This is a genomic window from Rummeliibacillus sp. GQ308 (assembly GCF_059759115.1).
This window is the reverse complement of record NZ_JCAXDQ010000003.1, coordinates 49,909-73,111: the sequence shown is the minus strand read 5'-3', so window position 1 is coordinate 73,111 and position 23,203 is coordinate 49,909. Positions and strand designations below refer to the sequence as shown.

General features: G+C 37.8%; 19 protein-coding genes. 12 read left to right on the top strand and 7 right to left on the bottom strand.

Annotated features, from left to right (window positions below):
- Positions 1-172: 172 nt before the first annotated feature.
- The gene (locus tag AC6CHJ_RS12710; protein ID WP_147197246.1) at positions 173-1,174 is read right to left on the bottom strand and encodes a M23 family metallopeptidase; all 1,002 of its coding nucleotides are present in this window, start codon (positions 1,172-1,174) and stop codon (positions 173-175) included.
- Positions 1,175-1,336: 162 nt separating this feature from the next.
- Here AC6CHJ_RS12710 and AC6CHJ_RS12705 point away from each other — a divergent pair, with 162 nt between their 5' ends.
- The 4 genes from AC6CHJ_RS12705 to AC6CHJ_RS12690 all read left to right on the top strand — a co-directional run bounded on the left by AC6CHJ_RS12705 (position 1,337) and on the right by AC6CHJ_RS12690 (position 8,993).
- Positions 1,337-3,232, top strand: a complete 1,896-nt coding sequence (locus AC6CHJ_RS12705) for a PrkA family serine protein kinase (RefSeq protein ID WP_147197358.1) — start codon at positions 1,337-1,339, stop codon at positions 3,230-3,232.
- Positions 3,233-3,392: 160 nt separating this feature from the next.
- The gene (yhbH, locus tag AC6CHJ_RS12700) at positions 3,393-4,562 is read left to right on the top strand and encodes a sporulation protein YhbH (RefSeq protein WP_150285176.1); all 1,170 of its coding nucleotides are present in this window, start codon (positions 3,393-3,395) and stop codon (positions 4,560-4,562) included.
- 58 nt (positions 4,563-4,620) lie between these two features.
- The gene (locus tag AC6CHJ_RS12695) at positions 4,621-6,021 is read left to right on the top strand and encodes a SpoVR family protein (protein ID WP_150285175.1); all 1,401 of its coding nucleotides are present in this window, start codon (positions 4,621-4,623) and stop codon (positions 6,019-6,021) included.
- 242 nt (positions 6,022-6,263) lie between these two features.
- Positions 6,264-8,993 (top strand): S8 family peptidase, encoded by a 2,730-nt coding sequence (locus AC6CHJ_RS12690; RefSeq protein ID WP_498288806.1) that lies wholly within the window; start codon positions 6,264-6,266, stop codon positions 8,991-8,993.
- A gap of 42 nt (positions 8,994-9,035) precedes the next feature.
- On the opposite strand, the gene AC6CHJ_RS12685 is transcribed toward AC6CHJ_RS12690, so the two are convergent.
- The gene (locus tag AC6CHJ_RS12685; protein ID WP_498288974.1) at positions 9,036-10,643 is read right to left on the bottom strand and encodes a ribonuclease J; all 1,608 of its coding nucleotides are present in this window, start codon (positions 10,641-10,643) and stop codon (positions 9,036-9,038) included.
- 265 nt (positions 10,644-10,908) lie between these two features.
- Between AC6CHJ_RS12685 and AC6CHJ_RS12680 the strand changes: the two genes are divergently transcribed.
- A complete protein-coding gene (locus tag AC6CHJ_RS12680; RefSeq protein ID WP_066789814.1) occupies positions 10,909-11,361 on the top strand; it encodes a universal stress protein in 453 nt (150 codons plus the stop codon).
- 47 nt (positions 11,362-11,408) lie between these two features.
- Here the strand turns inward: AC6CHJ_RS12680 and AC6CHJ_RS12675 are convergent, their stop codons facing one another.
- The 3 genes from AC6CHJ_RS12675 to AC6CHJ_RS12665 form a co-directional block, all read right to left on the bottom strand.
- Complete coding sequence (locus tag AC6CHJ_RS12675) at positions 11,409-12,155, bottom strand: amino acid ABC transporter ATP-binding protein (protein ID WP_498288805.1); 747 nt, start codon at positions 12,153-12,155, stop codon at positions 11,409-11,411.
- 15 nt (positions 12,156-12,170) lie between these two features.
- Positions 12,171-12,830: an amino acid ABC transporter permease gene (locus tag AC6CHJ_RS12670; protein ID WP_066789802.1), complete on the bottom strand. Its 660-nt coding sequence runs from the start codon at positions 12,828-12,830 to the stop codon at positions 12,171-12,173.
- Between the two features lie 131 nt (positions 12,831-12,961).
- Positions 12,962-13,735, bottom strand: a complete 774-nt coding sequence (locus AC6CHJ_RS12665) for an amino acid ABC transporter substrate-binding protein (RefSeq protein ID WP_498288803.1) — start codon at positions 13,733-13,735, stop codon at positions 12,962-12,964.
- 268 nt (positions 13,736-14,003) lie between these two features.
- Here AC6CHJ_RS12665 and AC6CHJ_RS12660 point away from each other — a divergent pair, with 268 nt between their 5' ends.
- Positions 14,004-14,708 (top strand): DUF2935 domain-containing protein, encoded by a 705-nt coding sequence (locus AC6CHJ_RS12660; RefSeq protein WP_498288973.1) that lies wholly within the window; start codon positions 14,004-14,006, stop codon positions 14,706-14,708.
- Positions 14,709-14,769: 61 nt separating this feature from the next.
- Here the strand turns inward: AC6CHJ_RS12660 and cysK are convergent, their stop codons facing one another.
- On the bottom strand, positions 14,770-15,693 hold the full coding sequence (gene cysK / locus AC6CHJ_RS12655; RefSeq protein WP_150285172.1) for a cysteine synthase A: 924 nt from the start codon (positions 15,691-15,693) through the stop codon (positions 14,770-14,772).
- Positions 15,694-16,176: 483 nt separating this feature from the next.
- Positions 16,177-16,707: an AAA family ATPase gene (locus tag AC6CHJ_RS12650; protein ID WP_498288801.1), complete on the bottom strand. Its 531-nt coding sequence runs from the start codon at positions 16,705-16,707 to the stop codon at positions 16,177-16,179.
- Positions 16,708-16,962: 255 nt separating this feature from the next.
- On the opposite strand from AC6CHJ_RS12650, the gene AC6CHJ_RS12645 reads away from it, so the two are divergent.
- The 6 genes from AC6CHJ_RS12645 to AC6CHJ_RS12620 all read left to right on the top strand — a co-directional run bounded on the left by AC6CHJ_RS12645 (position 16,963) and on the right by AC6CHJ_RS12620 (position 23,197).
- Positions 16,963-17,151: a hypothetical protein gene (locus AC6CHJ_RS12645; RefSeq protein ID WP_066789788.1), complete on the top strand. Its 189-nt coding sequence runs from the start codon at positions 16,963-16,965 to the stop codon at positions 17,149-17,151.
- A 220-nt stretch (positions 17,152-17,371) separates the two neighbouring features.
- Complete coding sequence (locus AC6CHJ_RS12640; protein WP_498288799.1) at positions 17,372-19,120, top strand: protoglobin domain-containing protein; 1,749 nt, start codon at positions 17,372-17,374, stop codon at positions 19,118-19,120.
- A 134-nt stretch (positions 19,121-19,254) separates the two neighbouring features.
- A complete protein-coding gene (locus tag AC6CHJ_RS12635) occupies positions 19,255-19,860 on the top strand; it encodes a VanZ family protein (RefSeq protein ID WP_244946718.1) in 606 nt (201 codons plus the stop codon).
- Positions 19,861-19,916: 56 nt separating this feature from the next.
- Positions 19,917-20,069: a Fur-regulated basic protein FbpA gene (locus tag AC6CHJ_RS12630; protein WP_084246948.1), complete on the top strand. Its 153-nt coding sequence runs from the start codon at positions 19,917-19,919 to the stop codon at positions 20,067-20,069.
- Between the two features lie 149 nt (positions 20,070-20,218).
- The gene (gene asnB, locus AC6CHJ_RS12625; protein ID WP_066789777.1) at positions 20,219-22,045 is read left to right on the top strand and encodes an asparagine synthase (glutamine-hydrolyzing); all 1,827 of its coding nucleotides are present in this window, start codon (positions 20,219-20,221) and stop codon (positions 22,043-22,045) included.
- Positions 22,046-22,201: 156 nt separating this feature from the next.
- Positions 22,202-23,197, top strand: coding sequence for a C39 family peptidase (locus AC6CHJ_RS12620; RefSeq protein ID WP_498288797.1), 996 nt, complete (start codon positions 22,202-22,204; stop codon positions 23,195-23,197).
- The last annotated feature ends 6 nt before the right edge of the window (positions 23,198-23,203 follow it).

Sequence of the window (23,203 nt, the reverse complement as noted above, 5' to 3'; positions counted from 1 at the left end):
CAATTTCCTTCTATCCAATCCTGCGGAGCTTTAAAGCTCATCCGCAGAGTCGCCGTCTACTACACACCACTTTTAAATAAGATTCATCGTTTTTTGAAGTGGATTCTATGAAGCCCAAATTTTTAGCTTCGTAAAATCTCCTTTTGTTCTGTTTATCCAAACTTTGGTTTCGTTAGTTCTTTTTAAGTTGGGCTTTCGCCGTCCTTTCCCATTGTAGAAGGGAAGGGTAAGGGTCATAAGCCCATTCATAACGGCCGTTAAATTTATAAATACCATAGTGGAGATGCGGTGGAAACTTACCTGAGGTTCCTTCACTTCCATAACCTGAGCTACCTACATAACCAATTATCGTTCCAGGTTTGACGATATCACCGACTTCTATTTCTTTGGCATAGGAGGAAAGATGAGCATAGTAATGATAGGAATTATGGTGATCCCGAATGCCGATTCGCCATCCACCAAATTTGTTCCATCCTTTTGTGACGACAACTCCATATGAAGCAGATAATACCGGCGTCCCATAGTCAGCAAAGATATCTGTTCCTTCATGAATACGCCTTCCGCCCCAACCACGGTTGGCTCCCCAGGTTCCCTTGAAGGTATAATTATATCCGAGCGCTACGGGGAAAGTGTACTGGTCTAAATTGATATCTTGATATTTTTTATATAATGATGCAATGGCCAAGACTTGATTGACGATCGTCTCATTGGTGTAATAATCCCATAAAGCTTTTTTGAAATCGGCTTCTGATGGTCCGTAATGACTTAAGTAACTGGCCATCGTATAGATTATGTCAATATCATTTTCAGCATCAGCCACACCATCTTTATCTCCATCAAGCCCCATGCCACCAAAATAATCAATCGTAGTTGGTGAATTATCCTGTATTAAAGGATTAAAAGGGCCTGCCCAATATTCATCAGAAAAGCGGATGGCAACTACGCCTTCCCGTGATGGAATATCTTTTCGTACTGCCTGAATATTACGTTCATATTGATCAATAGCAGCTAAGAAATACCAAGGCACCAACATATCTTCAAATTGAACATAAAGAGACATTCGCTGCTTTAGCAGGTCTTCTTTAGATGTTTCCGTTTCAGCTAATACATTTAGAGGAAGAACCATTTGAATAGATGAGAGTGCTAGTAAGAATGCGATAATCAAGCGATTCATCAAAATCCTCCTTTCCTTCTTCGATAGAATATCCAAAAATGTTGATTTCATAAGCCAGTGTCTAAAAATCATAGTAGTTCCATAAATCCCTAAATTAATTAGTTATCATTCGAAAGTTCCTAACATATCATGGTTAAAACAGGCCTGAATGGAGGGATAACAATCGATATTTTAAATAAGTTTAAACGTTACCGTGAAGAAGAAAACAGGCTGAAGTGGGAAGGTACTTTTGCAGACTATTTAGAGATAGTCAAAGAAAGGCCTGAAGTGGCTCAAACTGCTCATTCGCGCGTTTATAATATGATTAAAAGCTCTGGTCTCAATGAAAGAGACGGCAAGAAAATGTATCACTTCTTTGGTGAAGAAATTTTTGGACTTGAAGAAGCCATTGAGAGGCTGGTAGAAGAATACTTCCACCCTGCAGCCAAACGATTAGATGTAAGAAAACGTATCTTGTTATTAATGGGGCCAGTCAGCGGTGGTAAATCCACGATTGTGACTATGCTTAAACGGGGATTAGAACAGTATTCACGTACAGATGAGGGAGCAGTTTATGCGATTAAAGGCTGCCCAATGCATGAAGATCCGCTTCATCTCATTCCACCCCATCTGCGTAACGACTTTTATGAGGAATACGGCATTCGTATAGAAGGAAATCTTTCGCCTCTAAACACAATGCGCCTTGACCAAGAATATAGGGGAGAGATTGAAAATGTGCAGGTAGAACGCATCTTCTTCTCTGAAGATAAACGCGTAGGTATCGGCACATTCACACCATCCGATCCGAAATCACAAGACATCGCTGATTTAACCGGAAGCATCGACTTTTCAACGATTGCAGAATACGGATCAGAATCTGATCCAAGAGCCTATCGTTTTGATGGTGAGTTAAATAAAGCGAATCGCGGAATGATGGAATTCCAGGAAATGTTGAAGCTAGACGAAAAATTCTTATGGAATCTCCTCTCCTTAACGCAAGAAGGAAACTTTAAAGCAGGTAGGTTCGCATTGATTAGTGCGGATGAATTGATTGTGGCACACACAAATGAAACGGAATACCGTACGTTTATATCCAATAAAAAGAATGAAGCCCTACATTCACGTATTATTGTCATGCCTATTCCTTATAACCTGAAGGTGAGAGAGGAAGAACGGATTTATGAGAAAATGATTCGCGACAGTGATATGAATCATATTCATATAGCACCGCATGCATTAAAAGCAGCTGCGATTTTCTCTGTTTTATCCAGGTTGGAAGTACCTAAAAAACAAGGAATCGATCTTGTAAAGAAAATGAGACTGTACGACGGCGAGAGTGTTGAAGGCTATAATTCTGTAGATGTGGAAGATTTGAAGAAAGAATATCCGAACGAGGGCATGCATGGTATCGATCCACGCTATATTATCAATCGAATTTCTTCAGCGATTATTCGCAAGAAGTCACCATCAATTAATGCGCTGGATGTCCTTTTAGCTTTAAAAGATGGGCTTGATCAGCATGCTTCCATTAGTCAGGAAGATAAAGACAAATACATGAATTTTATTGCCATTGCTAGAAGAGAGTATGATGAGATTGCGAAAAATGAAGTCCAAAAGGCATTTGTCTATTCATATGAAGAATCTGCTAAGACGCTGATGAATAATTATTTAGATAATGTAGAAGCCTTTTGCAATAAAAATAAGCTGCGTGACCCGCTGACAGGGGAAGAACTAAACCCAGACGAAAAGCTAATGCGTTCAATCGAAGAACAGATTGGTATTTCAGAAAATGCGAAAAAAGGCTTCCGCGAAGAAATCTTGATTCGGATCTCTGCTTATGCGCGTAAAGGAAAACGATTTGAATATAACTCGCATGAACGGTTAAGAGAGGCTATTCAGAAGAAGTTGTTCGCCGATTTAAAAGATGTCGTGAAAATCACGACTTCCTCCAAAACACCGGATGAATCGCAGTTGAAAAAAATGAATGAAGTAATCGCAACTTTGGTGGATGAACATGGATATACAACTACTTCTGCCAATGAATTGCTTCAATATGTTGGTAGTTTATTGAATCGCTAAGTGTTAAGGAGTGTCCACATTTTTTAAGGACACTCCATTTTTTTATATCAAAAAGTTAAATAATTCAATCTCTATGCATAGTATAAGTAAAGCATTAAGAATTATCCCAATGCAAACGCCAAGTGCAGAGTTTCAAAATTAAGAGATGGGTGAGGATATAATGGCTGAAAATCCGAATAAGCATTTTGTCATTTCACAGGAAAATTGGTCTCTCCATCGCAAAGGGCATCAAGACCAGCAACGCCATATGGAAAAAGTAAAAGAAGCTATCAAAAGCAATTTGCCTGACTTAGTCAGTGAAGAAAACATCGTGATGTCGAATGGGAAAGATGTCATCAAGATTCCCATTCGTTCATTAGATGAATACAAAATTCGTTATAACTATGACAAATCGAAGCATGTAGGCCAAGGAAAAGGAGACAGCAAAGTTGGGGATGTGATCGCCCGTGATGGCAGCGGCCAACAAAATGGGCCAGGCAGAGGGAAGAAGGCCGGAGACCAAGCTGGGGAAGATTATTATGAGGCAGAGGTAAGCATAGAAGAAGTGCAAAGTGTATTGTTTAAGGAGCTTGAACTGCCGAACTTACAGGAAAAAGATAAAGCAGAAATCCAATCGGAAAAAATTGAATTTAATGATATACGTAAAAAAGGGTTAATGGGCAATATTGATAAAAAACGGACTATACTGAATGCCATCAAACGAAATGCGATGAAGGGGAAAGCCGAGATTGCCCCTATTTATAATGATGATCTTCGTTTTAAGACGTGGGATGAGGAGATTAAACACGAATCAAAAGCTGTGGTACTTGCAATGATGGATACAAGTGGCTCTATGGGAAGCTTTGAAAAATATTGTGCGAGAAGCTTCTTCTTTTGGATGACACGTTTCCTGCGCACCAAATATGAAAGCGTCGAAATTGAATTTATCGCACACCATACGAAAGCGAAAGTAGTGACGGAAGAGGAGTTTTTCACAAAAGGGGAAAGCGGAGGAACGATTTGTTCATCTGCCTATGTGAAGGCTCTTGAACTCATTAACGAAAAATATCCACCTTCTAAATACAATATATATCCTGTCCATTTTTCAGATGGAGAAAATATGTCTACTGATAATGATGCTTGTTTAAAACTTGTACAGCAACTAATGGGCGTGTCCAGCATGTTTGGATATGGAGAGGTCAACCAACATAATCGTTTTTCAACGATGATGTACAACTATAAAAAGATTGTAGACCCTAAGTTTCGCCACTATGTCCTTAAAAGTAAACATGATGTATATGAAGCGTTGAAATGCTTCTTCCAAAAAGAAGTCGAAGAACAAAAGTTATAAGATTCAACACAGCTAGAGATAGAATGTTAGGTTAATAAGCGCGGAGGAGGATTAAAAAATGGAAAGAGAACTTCAAATAGCAATCGAAGAAATTACGGAGATTGCTAGTGGTTTTGGGTTAGACTTTTATCCAATGCGCTATGAAATTTGCCCCGCGGAAGTAATCTACACAATTGGCGCTTATGGAATGCCAACACGTTTTACCCATTGGAGTTTTGGAAAACAGTTTCATAAGATGAAGCTGCAATATGATTTAGGCCTAAGTCAAATTTATGAACTTGTGATTAATTCAGATCCTTGCTATGCTTTCTTGCTTGATACGAATTCATTAACTCAAAATAAATTAATCATCGCACACGTTTTAGCTCACTGTGACTTCTTTAAAAATAATATTCGTTTTTCCAATACACGAAGAGACATGGTGGAAAGTATGACTGCTACTGCAGAGCGTATTGCCCACTATGAAAGGCTGTATGGAAAAGATGAGGTAGAAGAGTTTCTAGATGCTATTTTAGCGATTCAAGAGCATATTGATCCTTCATTAATGCGGCCACAGCTCGGCGAAAAATCAGAAGAAGTGGACATAGGAGCTCCACGGAAAAGAAAATCGCCTTATGACGAGCTTTGGAATTTAGAACAACAAGAAGAAGAGCCTCTATCCACTCGCTTCAAGAAAAAGAAATTCCCCGAGGAACCAGAAAAGGATCTCCTCTTATTTATTGAAACACACAGCCGCGAGCTGGAGGACTGGCAGCGAGATATTTTGACGATGATGAGAGAGGAGATGCTCTATTTCTGGCCGCAATTAGAAACAAAGATTATGAATGAGGGCTGGGCATCTTATTGGCATCAACGCATTATGCGAGAGTTAGATTTATCGACGGAGGAAACAATTGATTATGCTAAGCTGAATGCAGGTGTTCTCCAACCATCCAAAACCTCTATTAATCCTTATTATTTAGGAATTAAAATTTTTGAAGATATTGAAGAGAGATACAACAATCCAACAGAGGAAATGAAAAGGCTTGGCGTAGCACCCAATTCGGGTCGCCAAAAAATGTTCGAAGTGCGAGAAGTTGAATCGGATATGTCCTTTATTCGTAACTATTTAACGAAAGATCTAGCGAAACGGGAAGATCTCTATTTATTTGGAAAACAAGGATCTGATTATCGAATTACAGATAAAGACTATGTAGCAGTGAGGGACCAACTCGTTCAGATGCGCGTCAATGGTGGCTTCCCTTACATTGTCGTCGAAAATGGTGATTATCTAAGAAATGGAGAGCTCTTTTTAGTACATGGCTATGAAGGAATGGAGCTGGATCCTCGTTATTTAGAACAGGTCCTGCCTTATGTTTATCAGCTGTGGGGGCGGCCCGTGCATCTTCGAACAGTAGTAGAAGATAAATTTGTCCTTTATTCTTATGATGGAAAGAAAAACTCAAGAAAGTATCTTTAATACTGATTAACCCATGGAAAACTCTATGGGTTTATTTTTTTTCTAATAATAAACTAAAAACTAGGTATTATAGCTTATTATATAGGTAAATGTATTTAACTAATAGTTCTATTTGCATGTATTGATATAAGTCAATAGTTGAGAATATGAAAATTGTTAAAAAACCCTGTTGAAGAATAGAGTAAATGAGCTATGATGGATTAGGATGTTTTTCCAAAAAAAGTTTAATAGGAGGTTTTTAAGTGAAGCAAAATAACACTCGCAAAATTGCTGTTTGGCTATTAGCATTTGCTATCATTCTAGGATTGACGCTTCCGCCGCAACAAAGCTTTGCAGCAGAAACGACTACTGCAACAGCAATTGATGATGCGACAGCTATAACAAATGGCGCGACCGTTAAAGGTTCATTTGACCAACCAGGTGTATATTGGTACAAAGTTACACCAACGAAAGAAGAAGTTTCAAAGTACTCACATATAAAATTCGATATAAACAGTGACCAAGTTGTAAATGTATCTGTTTATCCTAATAAAGCAAAAGCAATCGCGGATGATGCTTTTGAGCAATACGTAACAGGGACAGTTTCTGATCAAGCTGCTACTATTTCATTCCCTTACGCATGGGAAGGACCTTATTATGTGAAGGTGGAATACAGTGGCTTTGCAGATGATCTTCCGATGGAAAGTCTTAGTGAGGATGAAGGTAGTAGCACAGACTCAGTCAACTATAGTATCACAGCAAAATCTGTTAAGCTTTCACCTGCTAAAGAAGAAGCAACAGGCTCTGTATGTCCTGTTGAATACAGTGTCGCAAAACAAAAAAGTGCTACACAAATCTTAAAAGATATCCGTCTATTCCGTGATGGTACTCTAGCAAAATCAACACAAGGCAAGCAGCTATCATCTTTATACTACAAAGCAGCACCATTCCTTGTGGCAAAAATGATTTTTAACAAAGATACAAAACAAGATGTGTACAAGCATTTGGTTGAAATTCAACCGCTTATCACTGATTTAAACCAAAATGGCGGAAACAGCACACGTGTTATCAGCAAATCAGAAGCGAATGCGATTAAGCAGCTTTTCGACATTGCATATGCTGCAGTACCAGCTAAATTACAACAAAGCATGGATGCTATCGCGAAAAAAGTACAGATTGATAGCCTAGCGGGTGAAGATTTAGTAGCTATCGTGAAAAATGTTGGTATTAAATTAAATGGAAACTCAGCTTCCGGTAAATATATTGTTAAATTAAAAGATGGCAAGACATTGAAATCTGTACAATCTAAAATCTCTGGTAACAAAACGTTCTCTACATTATCAAATGTTGAACACTCAGATGAGTTGCTTGACAATACGTATGTAGTAGAAATGGATGCAAAAACAGCAAGCATGAGTGCAAAAGCTCAAACGAAAGCACTTCAAGCAACTGTTTCCCAAGTAGAAAAGTTAAATGAAGTAGAATATGTAGAGCCTGTCCAAACCTACCATGCGCTATCTAGCGATGTTTTATCAAGTTATCAATGGTCATTAAAGAATCTTGGTAAAAATGAAGGAACAAAAGGCGCGGATGTTCAAAACGATAAACTTCAATCACTATTAAGCACTAAAAAAGTTAAAGATACAGTCATTGCAGTTGTAGATACTGGTGTTGACTATACTCTTGCTGATTTAAAAGGACATGTTGATCCGTCTATCGGCAAAAACTTTGTTGACGAAACAACAGGTCCATTAGATGATAATGGTCACGGTACGCATGTAGCGGGCATTATAGCAGCAGAGGCAAATAATGGCTATTCAATTCAAGGGCTTGACCAGCACGCAAAAATTATGCCTGTCAAGGTGTTAACAGCTGATGGAGCAGGCGATACAGAAACGATCGCTAGAGGTATTAAATATGCTGCAAGCCATGGCGCAAAAGTAATAAACCTAAGCCTTGGTGGTTCATATAGCCGTACACTTGAGGCAGCAATGCAATATGCATCTTCAAAAGGTGTAGCAGTTATTGCAGCATCAGGAAATGATGGACAAATGGGCATTTCTTATCCTGGACGTTCTCGCTATGCTATTTCTGTAGGTGCTACAAACGATTGGGACATTGTATCGGATTACTCCAACTTCGGTGAGAAATTAGACCTTGTTGCACCTGGTACGAATATTCCTAGCCTTGTGCCAAACGGTAATGTGACATATATGAGCGGTACTTCAATGGCAGCGCCTCACGTAGCAGCTGTTGCTGGATTATTACGTTCTGTTGATTCTACATTAAGCGTTTCTGATATCAAAACAATTCTTCACCAAACTTCAAAAAATGTAACCTTTGAAGGGAAAGATAACACTGGTGAGGACGGCAGCATCTTTGATATGTTGTTAGGCGGCGACATGGATCCGGAAGATTTCGATCTTCGTGTCGGTACTGATCTTGTATCAGGCTATGGCCGCTTGAATGCATTTAACGCAGTAAGTACTGCAGATTTACGAGTAAAAGTACATCCAATTCTAGAAAGAGCAACTTCAGTAACAGGTAGAGCAAAAACTGGTTCTAAAGTTATCGTGAAAAAAGGCTCTAAAGTGATTGGTAAAGCCACTTCTGTACATGGAAAATTCAAAGTGAAAATTCCTGCACAAAAAGTGAATCAACACTTAACAATGACAGTGACGAATCCATCATATAAAGCTGCTTCAACATTAGCCTTGTATGTAGCAAAGGACAATCGTCCGGCAGCACCAGAAGTAAAAACTATCACAACTAAAACAACTGTTGTGTCAGGTTTTGCAAAACCTAAATTACAAGTAGTTATGAAAAATTCAGCTAAAAAAGTAATTGGCAAAACAACAGCTTCAAAAAATGCTCAATTCAAAATCAAGCTGAAAAAACAAAAAGCCGGCACAAAATTATATTTCAATACGGTTGACTCTAAAAAACGCACAAGCAAAACAGTCACAGTTACTGTGAAAAAGGCGAAAAAATAAAAGATAAAAGCCCCTACTATAGGGGCTTTTTCTTTTGGCCTTTTATATCTCAAAAATTATAGGCAAAATCATCGGTCTTCTTCTTGTTTGTTCAAATAAATATTGGCCAACCGATTTTTTTACTTTGCGCTTTACGATATTCCATTGCTGTGCGTCTCTACCCTCTAAATCTTCTATTGTAGATGTTACGAGGCGGTTGACATTTCCAAGCAATACTTCATTATCTTTCGCATAGACAAAGCCACGGGAGATGGTGTCGGGAGGGGCAGTCATGCTGCCGTCTTCTTTACTTATGGTGAGTACAATGACGAGCATCCCATCTTCAGCAAGCTGTTTTCGGTCGCGTAAAACAATTTCTCCCACTTCGCCTATGTCAATGCTGTCGACATAGGTATCACCAGCAGGAATTTTACGCGTTTGCCTTGCTTCTCCTTTTTCAATATCCAGCACGTCTCCGTTTTGCATAATAAAGGTGTTGCCTTCCTCTACGCCGACAGACTCAGCCAACTCACGGTGAAGATACAGCATTCGATATTCGCCGTGAATCGGAACAAAGTATTTCGGTTTCATAAGTGTCAGCATCCATTTCAAATCTTCTTGGTAGCCATGTCCGGAAACATGCATGCCTGTAATGCTGGATGAGCCATAGATAACTTTTGCTCCAAGCTGGAAAAGATTATTGACAATACGTGATACATCTTTTTCATTGCCTGGAATAGGAGAGGCTGAAAAAATAACAGTGTCTCCAGCATGGATTTGAACATCACGATTATCTGATGTCGACATTCTGGAAAGCGCAGCTAAAGGCTCCCCTTGACTGCCCGTACAAAGTACCACGACTTCTTCAGGGGGCAGACTCATAACAGTTCGTGCATCTACTAATAATCGCGGAGGTACCTGCAGATAGCCTCTTTCAATCGCAATTGGAACGACAGTGAGCATGCTTCGTCCTAACAAAGCCACTTTGCGGTTTGTCTTTACTGCTGCATCGATAATCTGCTGAACACGATTGATATTGGAAGCAAAGGTAGAGATTATGATTTTCTTCTCTGCCGCGAAGAAAGCTTCATCAATATGTTTTCCCACTTCTTGTTCAGAAGGAGCGGACCCTGGGCGTTCAGCATTGGTACTCTCTGATAAAAGAGCCAATACGCCCTTGTTGCCGATTTCGGCCATTTTATGAACATCTGAATATTGAGCATTCACAGGTGTTAAATCAAACTTAAAGTCACCTGTATGTACAATGATTCCTTCTTCAGTAGAAAAGACAATTCCCAGGCAATCTGGAATACTGTGACTCGTCTTAAAGAAGCTCACTTCTATGCGATCAAATGCAATCACTGTATTGGAATTTATTTCATGAAGCTTTGTTTTACGTAATAGCTTATGCTCTTTTAATTTGACTTCAATAAGGCCAAGGGTAAAACGAGATGCATAAATAGGAACATTTATCTTCTTTAGGAAATAAGGGATGCCACCAATATGATCTTCATGGCCATGCGTGACAATCAGACCGCGAATCTTTTCTTTATTTTCCATGAGATAGGTGATATCAGGGATAATCAGGTCGATCCCCAATAGACTTTCATCGGGGAACTTACCGCCACAGTCAATAATCAAAATTTCATCTTCATCTTGGATAGCATACATATTTTTGCCGATTTCATTTAATCCGCCCAATGCAAAGATGGATAAAGCGCTCGTATTCTTTTTAGCCAACTGTATAACACTCCTCTTGCCAGATTTCTTATCTTCATCCCTAGTATGGCGTAATAGAAAAGCAGTTATGCAAATGGAATAAAATGAAATGTTTTAAAAAATACACAAATACTAAAAAACGTCTGAGCTGTTCTATCTCTGATTTGAAATAACTTGAAAAAGGGTATAAATTGAAAAAGAAAAGGGGGAAAATGAAATGATTGGAAATTACAAAAACATACTTATAGGTATTGATGGCTCTAAAGAAGCTGAGTATGCCTTAAAAAAGGGCGTTGAAATCGCTAAACGTAACCAAGCTAAGCTACACTTGGTGAATATCATCGATTCAAGAGCGTACGCTGTATTAGACTCTTATAACCTAACAGATGAACAAAGAAATGCAGAACAATTTGCTAAAAGTCTATTAGAAGGCTACAAAGAGGCAGAAACGGCTGGCGTTTCAGATGTTAATTTAATGGTTGAATACGGCTCACCTAAAACAGCTATCACAGGGGATATTGCTAAACAAGTGGAAGCTGACTTAATTATTTGCGGTGCAACAGGACTAAATGCGGTAGAGCGCTTCTTAGTCGGTAGTGTTACCAATGCGATTGTCCGCACTGCAAACTGCGATGTGCTCGTTGTCCATCCACCATACTTAGAAGATTAATAAAAAAAGTTGGCCACAACTATTTGTTGGCCAACTTTTTAAATGGATTATTTTAAATTCCGGTGCAAAAATGCTTTTGTCCGTTCAAATTGTGGGTTGTCAAAGACTTCTTCGGGTGTGCCTGCCTCCAGGATTTCACCTTGATCCATAAAGAGGACACGATTTGCGACTTCACGTGCAAATCCCATTTCATGCGTTACCACAATCATCGTCATTTGCTCTTTAGCCAATTCTTTCATAACGCTTAACACTTCTCCTGTAAGCTCAGGGTCTAGTGCGGACGTTGGTTCGTCAAACAACAGAATGTCCGGCTGCATCATGAGGGCTCTTGCGATCGCCACACGCTGTTTTTGGCCGCCTGATAGGTTAGAGGGATAGGTAGATGCTTTATCTGCCATGCCTACTTTTTCTAACAATTCCATACTGCGACGACTAAGCTCTTGAGCAGATTCTTTCTTTACAAGCTTAGGTGCCATTTCTAAATTTTCCTTTACCGTTAAATGAGGAAAGAGATTGAAATGTTGAAACACCATGCCCATTTTGGTAGATGCTTTCTTTAAATCTGAAGGTGAGGCATAAGCACCTTTATTTACGAGATATTCACCATCAATATTGATAGTGCCATCATCTATTTTTTCAAGGTGCACCAAGCTTCTGAGCATAGTACTTTTTCCTGAACCAGAGGGACCGATAACGGCTACCACTTCGTTTTTTTGTACATCAAAGGTGATACTTTTTAATACTTCTAGATCGCCAAATGTTTTCTTTAGATTGGTCACTTCCATTATTGCCATATCAATTGCTCCTCTCTATTCAAATGTAAACCGTCGCTCGATCCACTTGAAAAGCAGTGTTAAGATTAGTGTCATAATTAAATAAATAATGCCGGCTATAAAGAATGGCACAATAGTGAAGTCCCGATTTACAGCTGTTTCCGCAAAATGTAATAATTCTGGTACAGCGACTGCATATAAAAGAGCTGTATCTTTAATTAATGTCACAGATTCATTTGCAAGCGATGGGATGGCAATCCGAAACATTTGTGGCAGAATAACACGCACTGTAGTTTGGAACTTGTTTAAGCCCAGTACTTGAGCTGCTTCATATTGGCCTTTATCGATAGCCAATAAACCACCTCGGAATATCTCTGCAAAGTATGCCGCGTAATTTAGGATGAATCCGATACACGCTGCAGTAAAACGGTCTAATACTAAATATTGTCCGATTCCCGGTATCATCGGTAAACCAAAACAAATAATTAATAATTGTAGCAAAAGCGGAGTGCCCCGCATGATATAAATATAAGCTTGGGCTAATAAGGAAAGCAGTTTGATGCTGCTGTTGACAGCTAATGTTAATAAAAACCCAAGCGGAATGGATAGCACAATGGCTATGATAAATAATAATAGCGTCATTTGAGATCCTTGAAGCATTGGCTTTAGAATCGTCAGGATATAATCTAAACTCATGTCATTTCCTCCTATAAGGCTCGCGCGCCTATTGTCCGCACAGCGAAAGCAATTCTTCCTATACGAATAGCATGTTTAAGGAATGGGCACCCAAGCCTCAAAATAAAGGGAGAATCATTTCTTTATTGTTGTTACTTTAACACCTTGTCCTCGCCGAACCATTTGTTTGAAATTTTCTTCGCAGTACCGTCTTCGTTCATACTGTCTAAAGCCTTTTGAAGTTTATTTAACAGTTTTTCATTGCCTTTTTTCACACCGACACCATATTCTTCAGGTGATAGCGATTCATCTAATACTTTAAATGTGTCAGGATCTTTGGCCATATAATAATCAATTACCACTTCATCAATAATCACGGCATCTGTTCGACCGCTTTTCAGATCATTTAATGCCATTACATTATTTGCATACTCACTAGTACTTTTGAGAGTAGCTTTAACAGGGCTCGCATCTAAAGCGTCCGCAGCAGAAGATTGAGCTTGCAGACCGACGATTTTGCCCTTTAAATCTTTTAATGAAGAAAGGTCTGTTTTAGCTAGCGTTGCAACGACTTGCGCATTTTTTAGATAAGGTTTAGAAAAGTCTACTTTTTTCTTTCTTTCGTCCGTAATGGTATAACCATTCCAGATTAAGTCAATACGTCCGCTATTTAATTCGGATTCTTTCGCTTTCCATTCAATAGGCTGAATATCTACTTTATAGCCCATTTTCTTCGCAGCAGCTTTTGCATAGTCGATATCAAAGCCTACTAAGTTATTATCTTTATCTCGAAAGCCCATTGGCGCAAATGAGTCATCTACACCGATGGTCAATGTTTTTGAATCAGAACTTGATTTGCTGGAACATCCAGCAAGTATGCCTAGCAGCATAATGGATGTAAGGAAAAGCATGGATAAACGTTTCATATTTCAGACCCCTTGCTTAATAGATTTTTATTTACACTTTAGTACACTAGTATGCTAACACGATAAAATTATAACATCCTTTTGTTTTTGAGTAAAATATTTTTTTAGATTGTTTTTAAGAGCTTAGTAAAAAAATTGTATAAATTTATACATAGTACAATCCTTCATCACAATAGACTGAGGGTAGAGTGATTTTGAAGGAGTGATAGAGGTCGCTGATTATTTAAAAAGTGCAGTGTATGAACATGACTTTTGGCTAGAAATCCTAATGAATCATGGTCAATTTATTCGTGACTCGTTATATGAATCTGAAAAAGAAGCCATTGAGAAGGCAAAAGGTTTTATCAAGCGTTTTAAGGAGCTGCATGGAAAAGTAAAGTCATTAGATATTGCAAGTGCGCCAAGCTTTGCAAGTGAGGCCAATGAAGCAGCAGAGCAATTAAAGCGATTCAAATTCGATATAATTAGACGTCAGTTAGAAGGCAAGATCGGAATTCATTTAACCCCTTCGTTTATTGGACATATGGTGCTGGAGCTAGAAGAGTACCAGAATGTTTTGGGTTATTTAGAAAAAGGAGAAGTTCCGCCCATTTTTCATGAGTTGCACCATCACTTATTATGGTTGAGAGATGCTTATGGGCATGCGGGAACAATAAACGATAATATGGATGGAGTGGAAAAGAGGCTAAAAGAAAAAAGCCATTTGTTCACTCAGCATTTTGAACAGTTTTATTTAAAGGCAGTGGAGTTAACTACTTTTTTACAAGCTAATATAGATTCTTTCCCAGCGTTGAAACGATTTAATAATGAAGTAGACGTTGAAATGAATTTGTTTAAAATATTTTTGCTAGAGTTAGAGGAACACGAGCTAAGTGCAGAAGTATTAAGCAGCTTTACAGCACCCATGGCAGAACATATGGCAAAGGAGGAGCAATACTATTTATTGAAGTTAGCAGAATCGAGAAGTGCATAGGAAGGCAAGAAATAAAGAGATTGAAAAACCCAAGAATACTTGATTCTTGGGTTTTTGATTATTAGTCTTCAAATAAATCGGATGATAAATAACGCTCGCCTGTGTCTGGTGCAATGCAAAGCACTTTAGCAGTAGGTGGCAGCTTTTTAGCTACTTGAACTGCCATAAAGGCTGAAGCAGCACCTGAAGCGCCAACAAAAATACCTTCTTCCGCTGCAAGGCGGCGTGCCATGACTGTAGCATCTTCATCTTCAATATGAAGAATTTCATCATAGATATCTCGGTTTAAAATAGAAGGGACAAACCCAGGGCCTGTGCCAGGAATTTTATGCGGTCCAGGTTGGCCGCCAGAAAGAACTGGTGAACCCGCTGGCTCTACTACATAGATTTTTAAATCAGGCAACTGTTTTTTTAGCTCTTCACCTGTGCCAGTTACTGTGCCACCTGTACCTGCTGTTAAGACAAAGGCATCCAATGAACCATCAAATGTATCTAGGATTTCCACAGCAGTTGTTTTACGATGGGCATCCGCATTAGCTTGGTTATCAAATTGCATAGGAATGAAGCTATCTGGAATGTCTTTTGAGAGACGTATAGCCTCATCGATAGAACCTTGCATCCGAAATTCGGATGGCGTCAAATGAACCTCCGCACCATACGCTTTCATAATTTTAATGCGTTCCTTTGTTGCATTATCAGGCATCGTAATGATGCAGGGGTAACCTTTTACTGCACACACCATAGCAAGACCAATTCCTGTATTGCCTGAAGTCGGTTCAATGATTGTGCTCTTACCAGGAATGAGTTTTCCTTCTTTTTCAGCTCTTGTAATCATATTGAGAGCTGCACGGTCTTTTACGCTCCCTCCAGGATTAAAAGACTCTAATTTAATAAAGACTTCTGCTCCAGTTGCTTCGGGAATTTTATTCAACTTAACGATTGGAGTTTTTCCGACTAAGTCAAGAATAGAATGATAGTAGTTCATTCTAAAGCCACCTTTCAATACCATTTTCAATTCTTCTAAATCCATTTTAAAAACCTTTACAATAGTGTATTAACGAAATGTGATATTTTTAATCATTCATAATGTCAATTCATCTCACAGGACAAAAGGCCATCCATTTATTGAAATTGATTCTGTATCTACACCTGCATTTTAATTATTCTTATAAGATTACTATGATATATAGTAATACAGAGAATTTTCATTTTCAATGATATTAAATTATTGAAGTATTCTTTAAACAAAAAGAAAAGGCTTGTTTTGTCAAACAAACCTTTAATATATTCAATTGGATTATGATTGTTGAAGATCTTTTTCAAATAAAACCCCTTAGTATAGGAATGATAAATTAGGTATACAGGTTAATAAATTATCTGTATATACCGGTATTCTCACACTTTCATTTGGAAAATTATTCGTATGTATTGTATAAACATATTACTAGTTAATTAGAAATAATTTAGTTTAAAAAAGGCTTAACTTTTCTTTTATTTCTTGAATGATTACAATGATACTAGCCTTTTCTGTATCTATATACTCTCCAAAATCATATTGATTGTAGGCCTCTAAACATTTATCGGTTTGTTGAAAACACCAGTTGCCTTCTTCCTCTCCACGTAATCTTAACCTTTCGTAAATTGTCTCTTTACTTGCACTCAAACAAAAATGATAGGTTTGATCATCAATACTTTTAAATCCGTTGTAAATGAAACGAAAGTATTCTATTTTCCTAATCGTCATTGGCACGATAAGATTAATCTTATATTTTGTAATTAACCTTTTTGCCACATCAACAGTTAACTCTTTCCATAATTCTAAATCTTGAAAGTCTCCTGTAATGGATTCTGTTCTCTTTATATCAATAGGAATAACATTTCTTAACATATAACCTATCTCTTCAGGGTCATATATCATACTATGTTCAATTTCGTTTTGAAGCGTATTTGCAATAGTGGTCTTACCCACACCAAATGCTCCATTTATCATTATAATCATTACATCATCTCCTCACTTTCTATTTGTTAATCAAATTATAATTATTTATAAAAATGAATACTAATCTTATTTAAGGCAGGTCTGCTTTTTTGCTTTTTAATTGCTGTTTCTGGGTACTTATTCTATAAATAAGTCCTTGGAAAAATAAATTTGTCCAATTTGTGAATGAATTGTTGACATTTTGTGTCCGACTAGCGTATTATATAGACATAAAGTTGTCACAATTGAACGTTTAAATTAAAGGGGGATGCCAAAATGAATTTTAATGATCTTATCCTAATAGCCGTATATTGCATGAGCATTCCGTTGGTTTGCGCAGTATTCTTCGATGCGTTTTACGCAGAGAAAAAGAGACGTAGCTTTTCATTGAAAAGAGTCTCTGGCTGGTATGCTTTATTCTTTGTTTTATCATTTGTTCCAACAGTTATGTTTTTTGCATCATAAATATGATTTTAAGTAGGGAGCCATTAAAAATGGCTCCTTTTTTAATGATTGTTACCTAAAACACTATGTAAATAGTGTAAAAAAACTAGATATAAAGTTGTATTAAAGTGGTGGGAACTCCATTATAATAAGGGGAATACGTTCCCTATAGACATAATTTCTTGTTGCTTTTGAATAAATATATAGGGTGTGTTGCTGAAAACCGAAGGAGGATCATCTTATGTTTCCAAAGTTAAAAAAACACTATCAATATTTCTCTTCCACACCTGGTACCGATCTTGTCGCCAATGAAAGATTTCAGCGCAAACTTGATTTTTTGGGACTTTCCTCTATTAGGAGGGAAGCGGTAAAAGATTTATGCGACCTGTATATTGAACATCACGAAAAAATCTTGACGAGCTTCTACGAACATTTAATGGCTATTCCAGAGTTTAAAGAAATAATCGATACGTATTCACATGTTGATCGTCTAAAAATAACCTTTGACCGGCACTTCCGTAGCCTTTTCCAGGACGACTTGGATTTACAATATATTTTTGATCGCCGTAAAATCGCGCATACACATGCGAAAATTGGTGTATTGCCAGATTGGATGATTTCAGCATATACCTATATCAATCAAATGATTATTCCACTGATTATTAAAAAGTATAGCCGAGACATTGAAAAGGCAATGGATGTCCTTTTAGCTTATGAAACGTTAGTAAGTATAGACCAGCAAATCATTGTTGAGACCTATATAGAAATACAAGCAAACTCTATTGTAGATGGATTAGGCGAGATTATTTCCTATAATACTAGGCTTGATCAGATTAAGGATTTGAGGGATTTTCAAGAAATTCAAATGCAAGACGTCATGGTTGTAAATGAAGCGATGGAACAATTAGAAGCGGGTATAGAAGAAGCATCTTCATCTATCCAACACATCACCTATGACACGCAAACAGCATTGAAGGAATTGAATAAAGGTATTAGCTCGTTACAATCAGTACAAGAGTTGCTAGCAGTAACAGATGAAGGTCAAGGAAGCGTTAATGAACATGTCTCAGATTTGGTTAGTACAGTCAATAATGTCTCTCAGCTGGTAAAATTTATTCAAGACCTAGCGGAACAGACAAACCTACTTGCATTAAATGCATCGATTGAAGCCGCAAGAGCAGGAGAGGCTGGTAAAGGTTTTGCCATTGTAGCAGAGGAAGTAAGAAAACTGGCAGATCATACAAAGACCTCTGTTAAGTCTGTGCATGAAGACATTCAAAAGCTCTTAATTACTACAAAAAAGATTAATGAATTAACAACTAAATCAGCAGAAGATTTACATATTGGCTCCCTTGAAGCAACAGGCATTACAAAGACATTAGCTGCTTTGAATGAAAACCTACAAGATCAAGGTGAAAATATCGAAGATGTCGCTTCAGCCTCTAAGCAGCAAGCTACCGCTGCTAATGAAATCGCGGACAGGATACGCAATATTGCTGAGCATGCTGTGAAAAGCAAAGAATTATCCCACACAACGGGAGAAATCATTTATACACTTAGCAAAATGATTATTGATTATCGTACAAATACCATTTCAAAGAACTTTATTATCAGCCAAGAAGATGTGATATCACTAGCTATTACCGATCATCTGCTCTGGCGTTGGCGTATCTACAATCTACTTAGCGGTTTTGAACAATTGAGCGTCGAGGATATTGGAACGCACAAAGAATCACGGCTTGGTGAATGGTATGATGGAATGGGCAGAGAATTGCTTGGAGATGAACCTGCATTTAAGGAATTAAAAGTACCACATGAACAAGTACATGAAATCGCAAAATTGGCCATAAATGCTTATAACGCTAACAAGAATCAACTTGCAGAAAAATATTTAGCTGAATTGGAAGCTTGTTCGCAAACTGTGATTGAAAAATTAGAATCACTTAAAGAGGTAATTCTTTCAAGAAAAGCCCCATACCTAACAAAATAAAATAGTAGGAAGTTAGTGCTGTAACGTAGGGAAGTAGTTCTATCTTTCTTAAAAATCCAATTTTATTAGAGATATTTATGGTGAGCACGCAACCTAATGTTATATAATTTGTCCTGTTAGATAGAGAGAAATGAGTGAAGAAGTTGTCTTATATACTTCAATACACACTTGATATGCTAATTGTTATGATGATTGCTGTACCCTTTGTTATTTTCATTCGTTTACGGATGAAAAGAAAACAAAAGGCCTCTCAACGTAATCCGCTTCGTGAAGCAGGAATAATTATTTTTGGGATTTATTTAGTGGGCTTGTTTTATGAAACCATAATCCCTAAAAATGGCGTTAGCTTTAGCTATGCGGAAAAGCGAATCACGGATACCGATTCTTTAGGAATCAATCTCCATTTGTTTCGTGTATTCACAGATGTATATAACGCCATCCATTATTTAGGTTTATGGCAACCGTTTTTTATTAACTTTCTCGGGAATATCGCTATTTTTATGCCCATTGGATTTCTTCTTCCGATGTTATGGCGGAAAATGGAAAAATTCTTCTATTTATTGATCGTCGGATTTTGTTTATCCCTTTTTATTGAAACGATGCAACTTCCCCAGTACCGAAGCACAGATGTTGATGATTTATGGCTTAATACGTTAGGCGCTCTATTGGGTTTTCTGGTTTATCACCAACTAGTTAAAAGAATGCCTTGGCTGAAAGAAAAATTCAAAAGAAGAGTTTAAATAAACTTCAAGATGGGGAAAGTTTAAATGGCATTAATGTTAAGAGGAGATACAGCATGAATAAGCAATCAACAATCGAAGAAGAACAAAAAAAAGATGATCTAATAGATAACCTAATGAAGCTTGGTGTATTCAAGCTGCAAGATCTGCAACTTTACCAAGTTTCATTGGAAGTTTTGAAGAAAGAATATAAAAAACGGACAAATTAACGGATTGCTACTCAGTGGCAATCTTTTTCGGTATGTAAGGGTACATATAAATGGAAAAATAGAGTATAATCAAGAGATGTCGAAAGTTGTCAATGACATTTGCTAAAACATGAATTAAAGTGAATTGATATAGATAGGAGATATTAAATATGTGTGGATTTACAGGATTTATCGGTGAGGTTTCAAACCCTGGCCTTGTACTAGAAAATATGATGAACCAAATTATACACCGCGGCCCGGATTCAGCGGGAGACTTTACAGATGGACTAGCAGCTCTTGGATTCCGTCGTCTTAGTATTATTGATGTAGAGCACGGCAGCCAACCGCTTTATAATGAAGACCAATCATTAGTATTAATTTTTAATGGTGAAATCTATAACTTCCAGGAAATTAGAGAAGATCTTCTTGCTTGTGGTCATACGTTTAAAACGGATACAGATAGTGAAGTATTGATCCATGGGTATGAAGAATACGGCCCTAAGCTTGTCCAAAAGCTACGTGGTATGTTTGCTTTTGTGATCTGGGATCGCAATAAAAAGCGCTTATTCGCTGCACGTGATATGTTCGGTATTAAACCTTTCTATTATGCACATATGAATGGAACGCTATTATTTGGCTCTGAAATTAAGAGTTTCTTGCCTCATCCGCATTTTGAGAAAACATTGAATGAAAAAGCATTAAAACCTTATTTAACATTCCAATTCCCTGTATTGAATGAAACTTTCTTTAAAGGTGTATTCAAATTGCCAGCAGCTCATTATTTGACTTTTGAAGATGGCAAGTTAGAAGTGACACGTTATTGGGAACCAAAATTCCATCCGGAAGAACGTCCTCTTGATGAGATTGTCGATGAGATCGATGACACTGTCCGCGACTCTATTAAAGCACATGAATTTTCAGATCCAAATGTTCAAGTGGGTTCATTCTTATCATCTGGTGTTGACTCAAGCTATGTAGCTTCTGTTTTAAAACCAGATAAAACATTCTCAGTTGGTTTCAGTGCACAAAACTTCTCTGAAATTGATAATGCAAAAGAATTATCAACTGAATTAGGCATCGAAAATATTAATGAAGTACTTGATCCTGAAGTTTGCTTCAATAAATTAGATGAAATTCAATATATGATGGATGAACCACATTCTAATCCATCTATCGTTCCACTTTATTTCTTAGCAGAATTAGCACGTAAACACGTGACAGTTGTATTGTCTGGGGAAGGTGCAGATGAATTATTCGGTGGTTATGCAGAGTATGATGAAACACCTTCTATGCGTAAATATAAAAAAATACCTCAATTAATTCGTCGTCCAATTGCAGAAGTAGCTAAAGTTTTGCCTGAACTTAGAGGCAAACACTTCTTAATGCGCGGAGGTCTACCAGTAGAGCAAACATTTATTGGACAAGCGCATATCTTTGAAGAAAAAGAAGCGACTGAGATATTGGCAGATCGTTACAATCATGCGCCTACTGTAGAAGACTTAGTAATGCCTGTTTATAAAAAAGCTGCGGGTGAAGATGATTTAACGAAAAAACAATTGCTAGATTTGAATTTATGGTTAGTAGACGACATTTTATTGAAAGCAGATAAAATGAGTATGGCGCATTCTATTGAATTGCGTGTACCATTCCTTGACCGTGAAGTTATGAAAGTAGCATCTAAAGTGCCATCACGCTACCGTGTCAATGAACAAGATACAAAATTTGCTTTCCGTAAAGCTTCAGAACGTGCATTACCATCAGAATGGGCAAACCGCAAAAAAATCGGGTTCCCTGTGCCTATCAGACTTTGGCTGCAAGAAGACAAATACTTCAACAAAATTAAAGAGGCTTTTGAATCGCCAGTTGCAGCACAATTCTTTGATCAACAAGCAATCGTTCAATTATTAACAGACCATTACGAAGGAAAAGCGAAAAACCAACGTAAAGTATGGACAATCTATATGTTCTTAGTATGGTACAACAAATATTTTGGCTAATATTCCCTTTCCCTATAAATTGCAATCTAATCAGTGTACCTGATTGAGTGTTCCAGTTGGGCATACAGGCAACAATTCACCGACCCTTATCATTAGCTTAAATGGTAGGGGTCGGTCCCTGATGCCTGTTATCCGGGATATAAAAGGATGTTATGCATGTTAAAGAGAAGTATAATGCCTCGGCATGTGCTCCTCTTTTGCTTTATATTGCTTTTTTCCGTTTATCTAAGCGGTTGCAGCAGTGTATTTCCAGCAAAAGAGGGAGAGCAGGATGAGGGCATAAAAGTGTTGACCGTCGCCTTTGGGAGCAGAGAACCCATACCCAATACAAAGGTAATCGTCCGTGACTTAGAAACAGACAAATTAATTACCACTGCAATTGGGAACAGTGAAGGCGAATTGACGTTACATTTGGAGAGGAATCGCAGGTATTTGTTCATCCCCTCACATGAGGATTTTAAGAACGAAGAAACAGCGAATGTCTCCAAAGTGATTAAGATTAAAGATGATACAACTTATGTGGTTCTGGAAACCTACAATCAAGAAGATAAAGCAATGGACGTGCCTGTTGTTCTGCAAAAACCTGAGCTTCCTCACGGATGTGAAATAACTGCAATGACCGCAGCATTCAATTATTATGGTCTAAACTTGTCTAAAGTAAAGATGGCTCGCAATTACTTGCCTACACAGCCATTAATTAATCGTGACGGCAAACGAATAGGCCCTGACCCGGCAAAAGCATATGCTGGTGATCCAGCTAATGTGAATACAGGTACCTATGTGTTTGCTAAAGTAATTGAAAAAGCAGCGAAGAAAGTATCAAAGGATTATCATGCAGATATTCAGGTACAAAACCTCACAGGCGCAAGCAAGCAGAAGATTATTGGTACTGTCAAACAGGGCATCCCTGTCATGATGTGGGTAACACTCGATTTAACTAAGCCACAAACAAAGGAAGGCTGGTATATCGAGGGAACCATGAAAAAAATGTCCATGTACCGTAATCTGCATGTTGTGGTGCTTACAGGTTACGATGATGGAAAGGTCATTGTAATGGATCCATTGCACGGTTATGTATCACATTCCGCGTCCAAGTTTTTTGCGAGTTATAAAGACTTAGGCAAGCAAGCAATAGCTCTTAAGAAACACTAAAGCAAA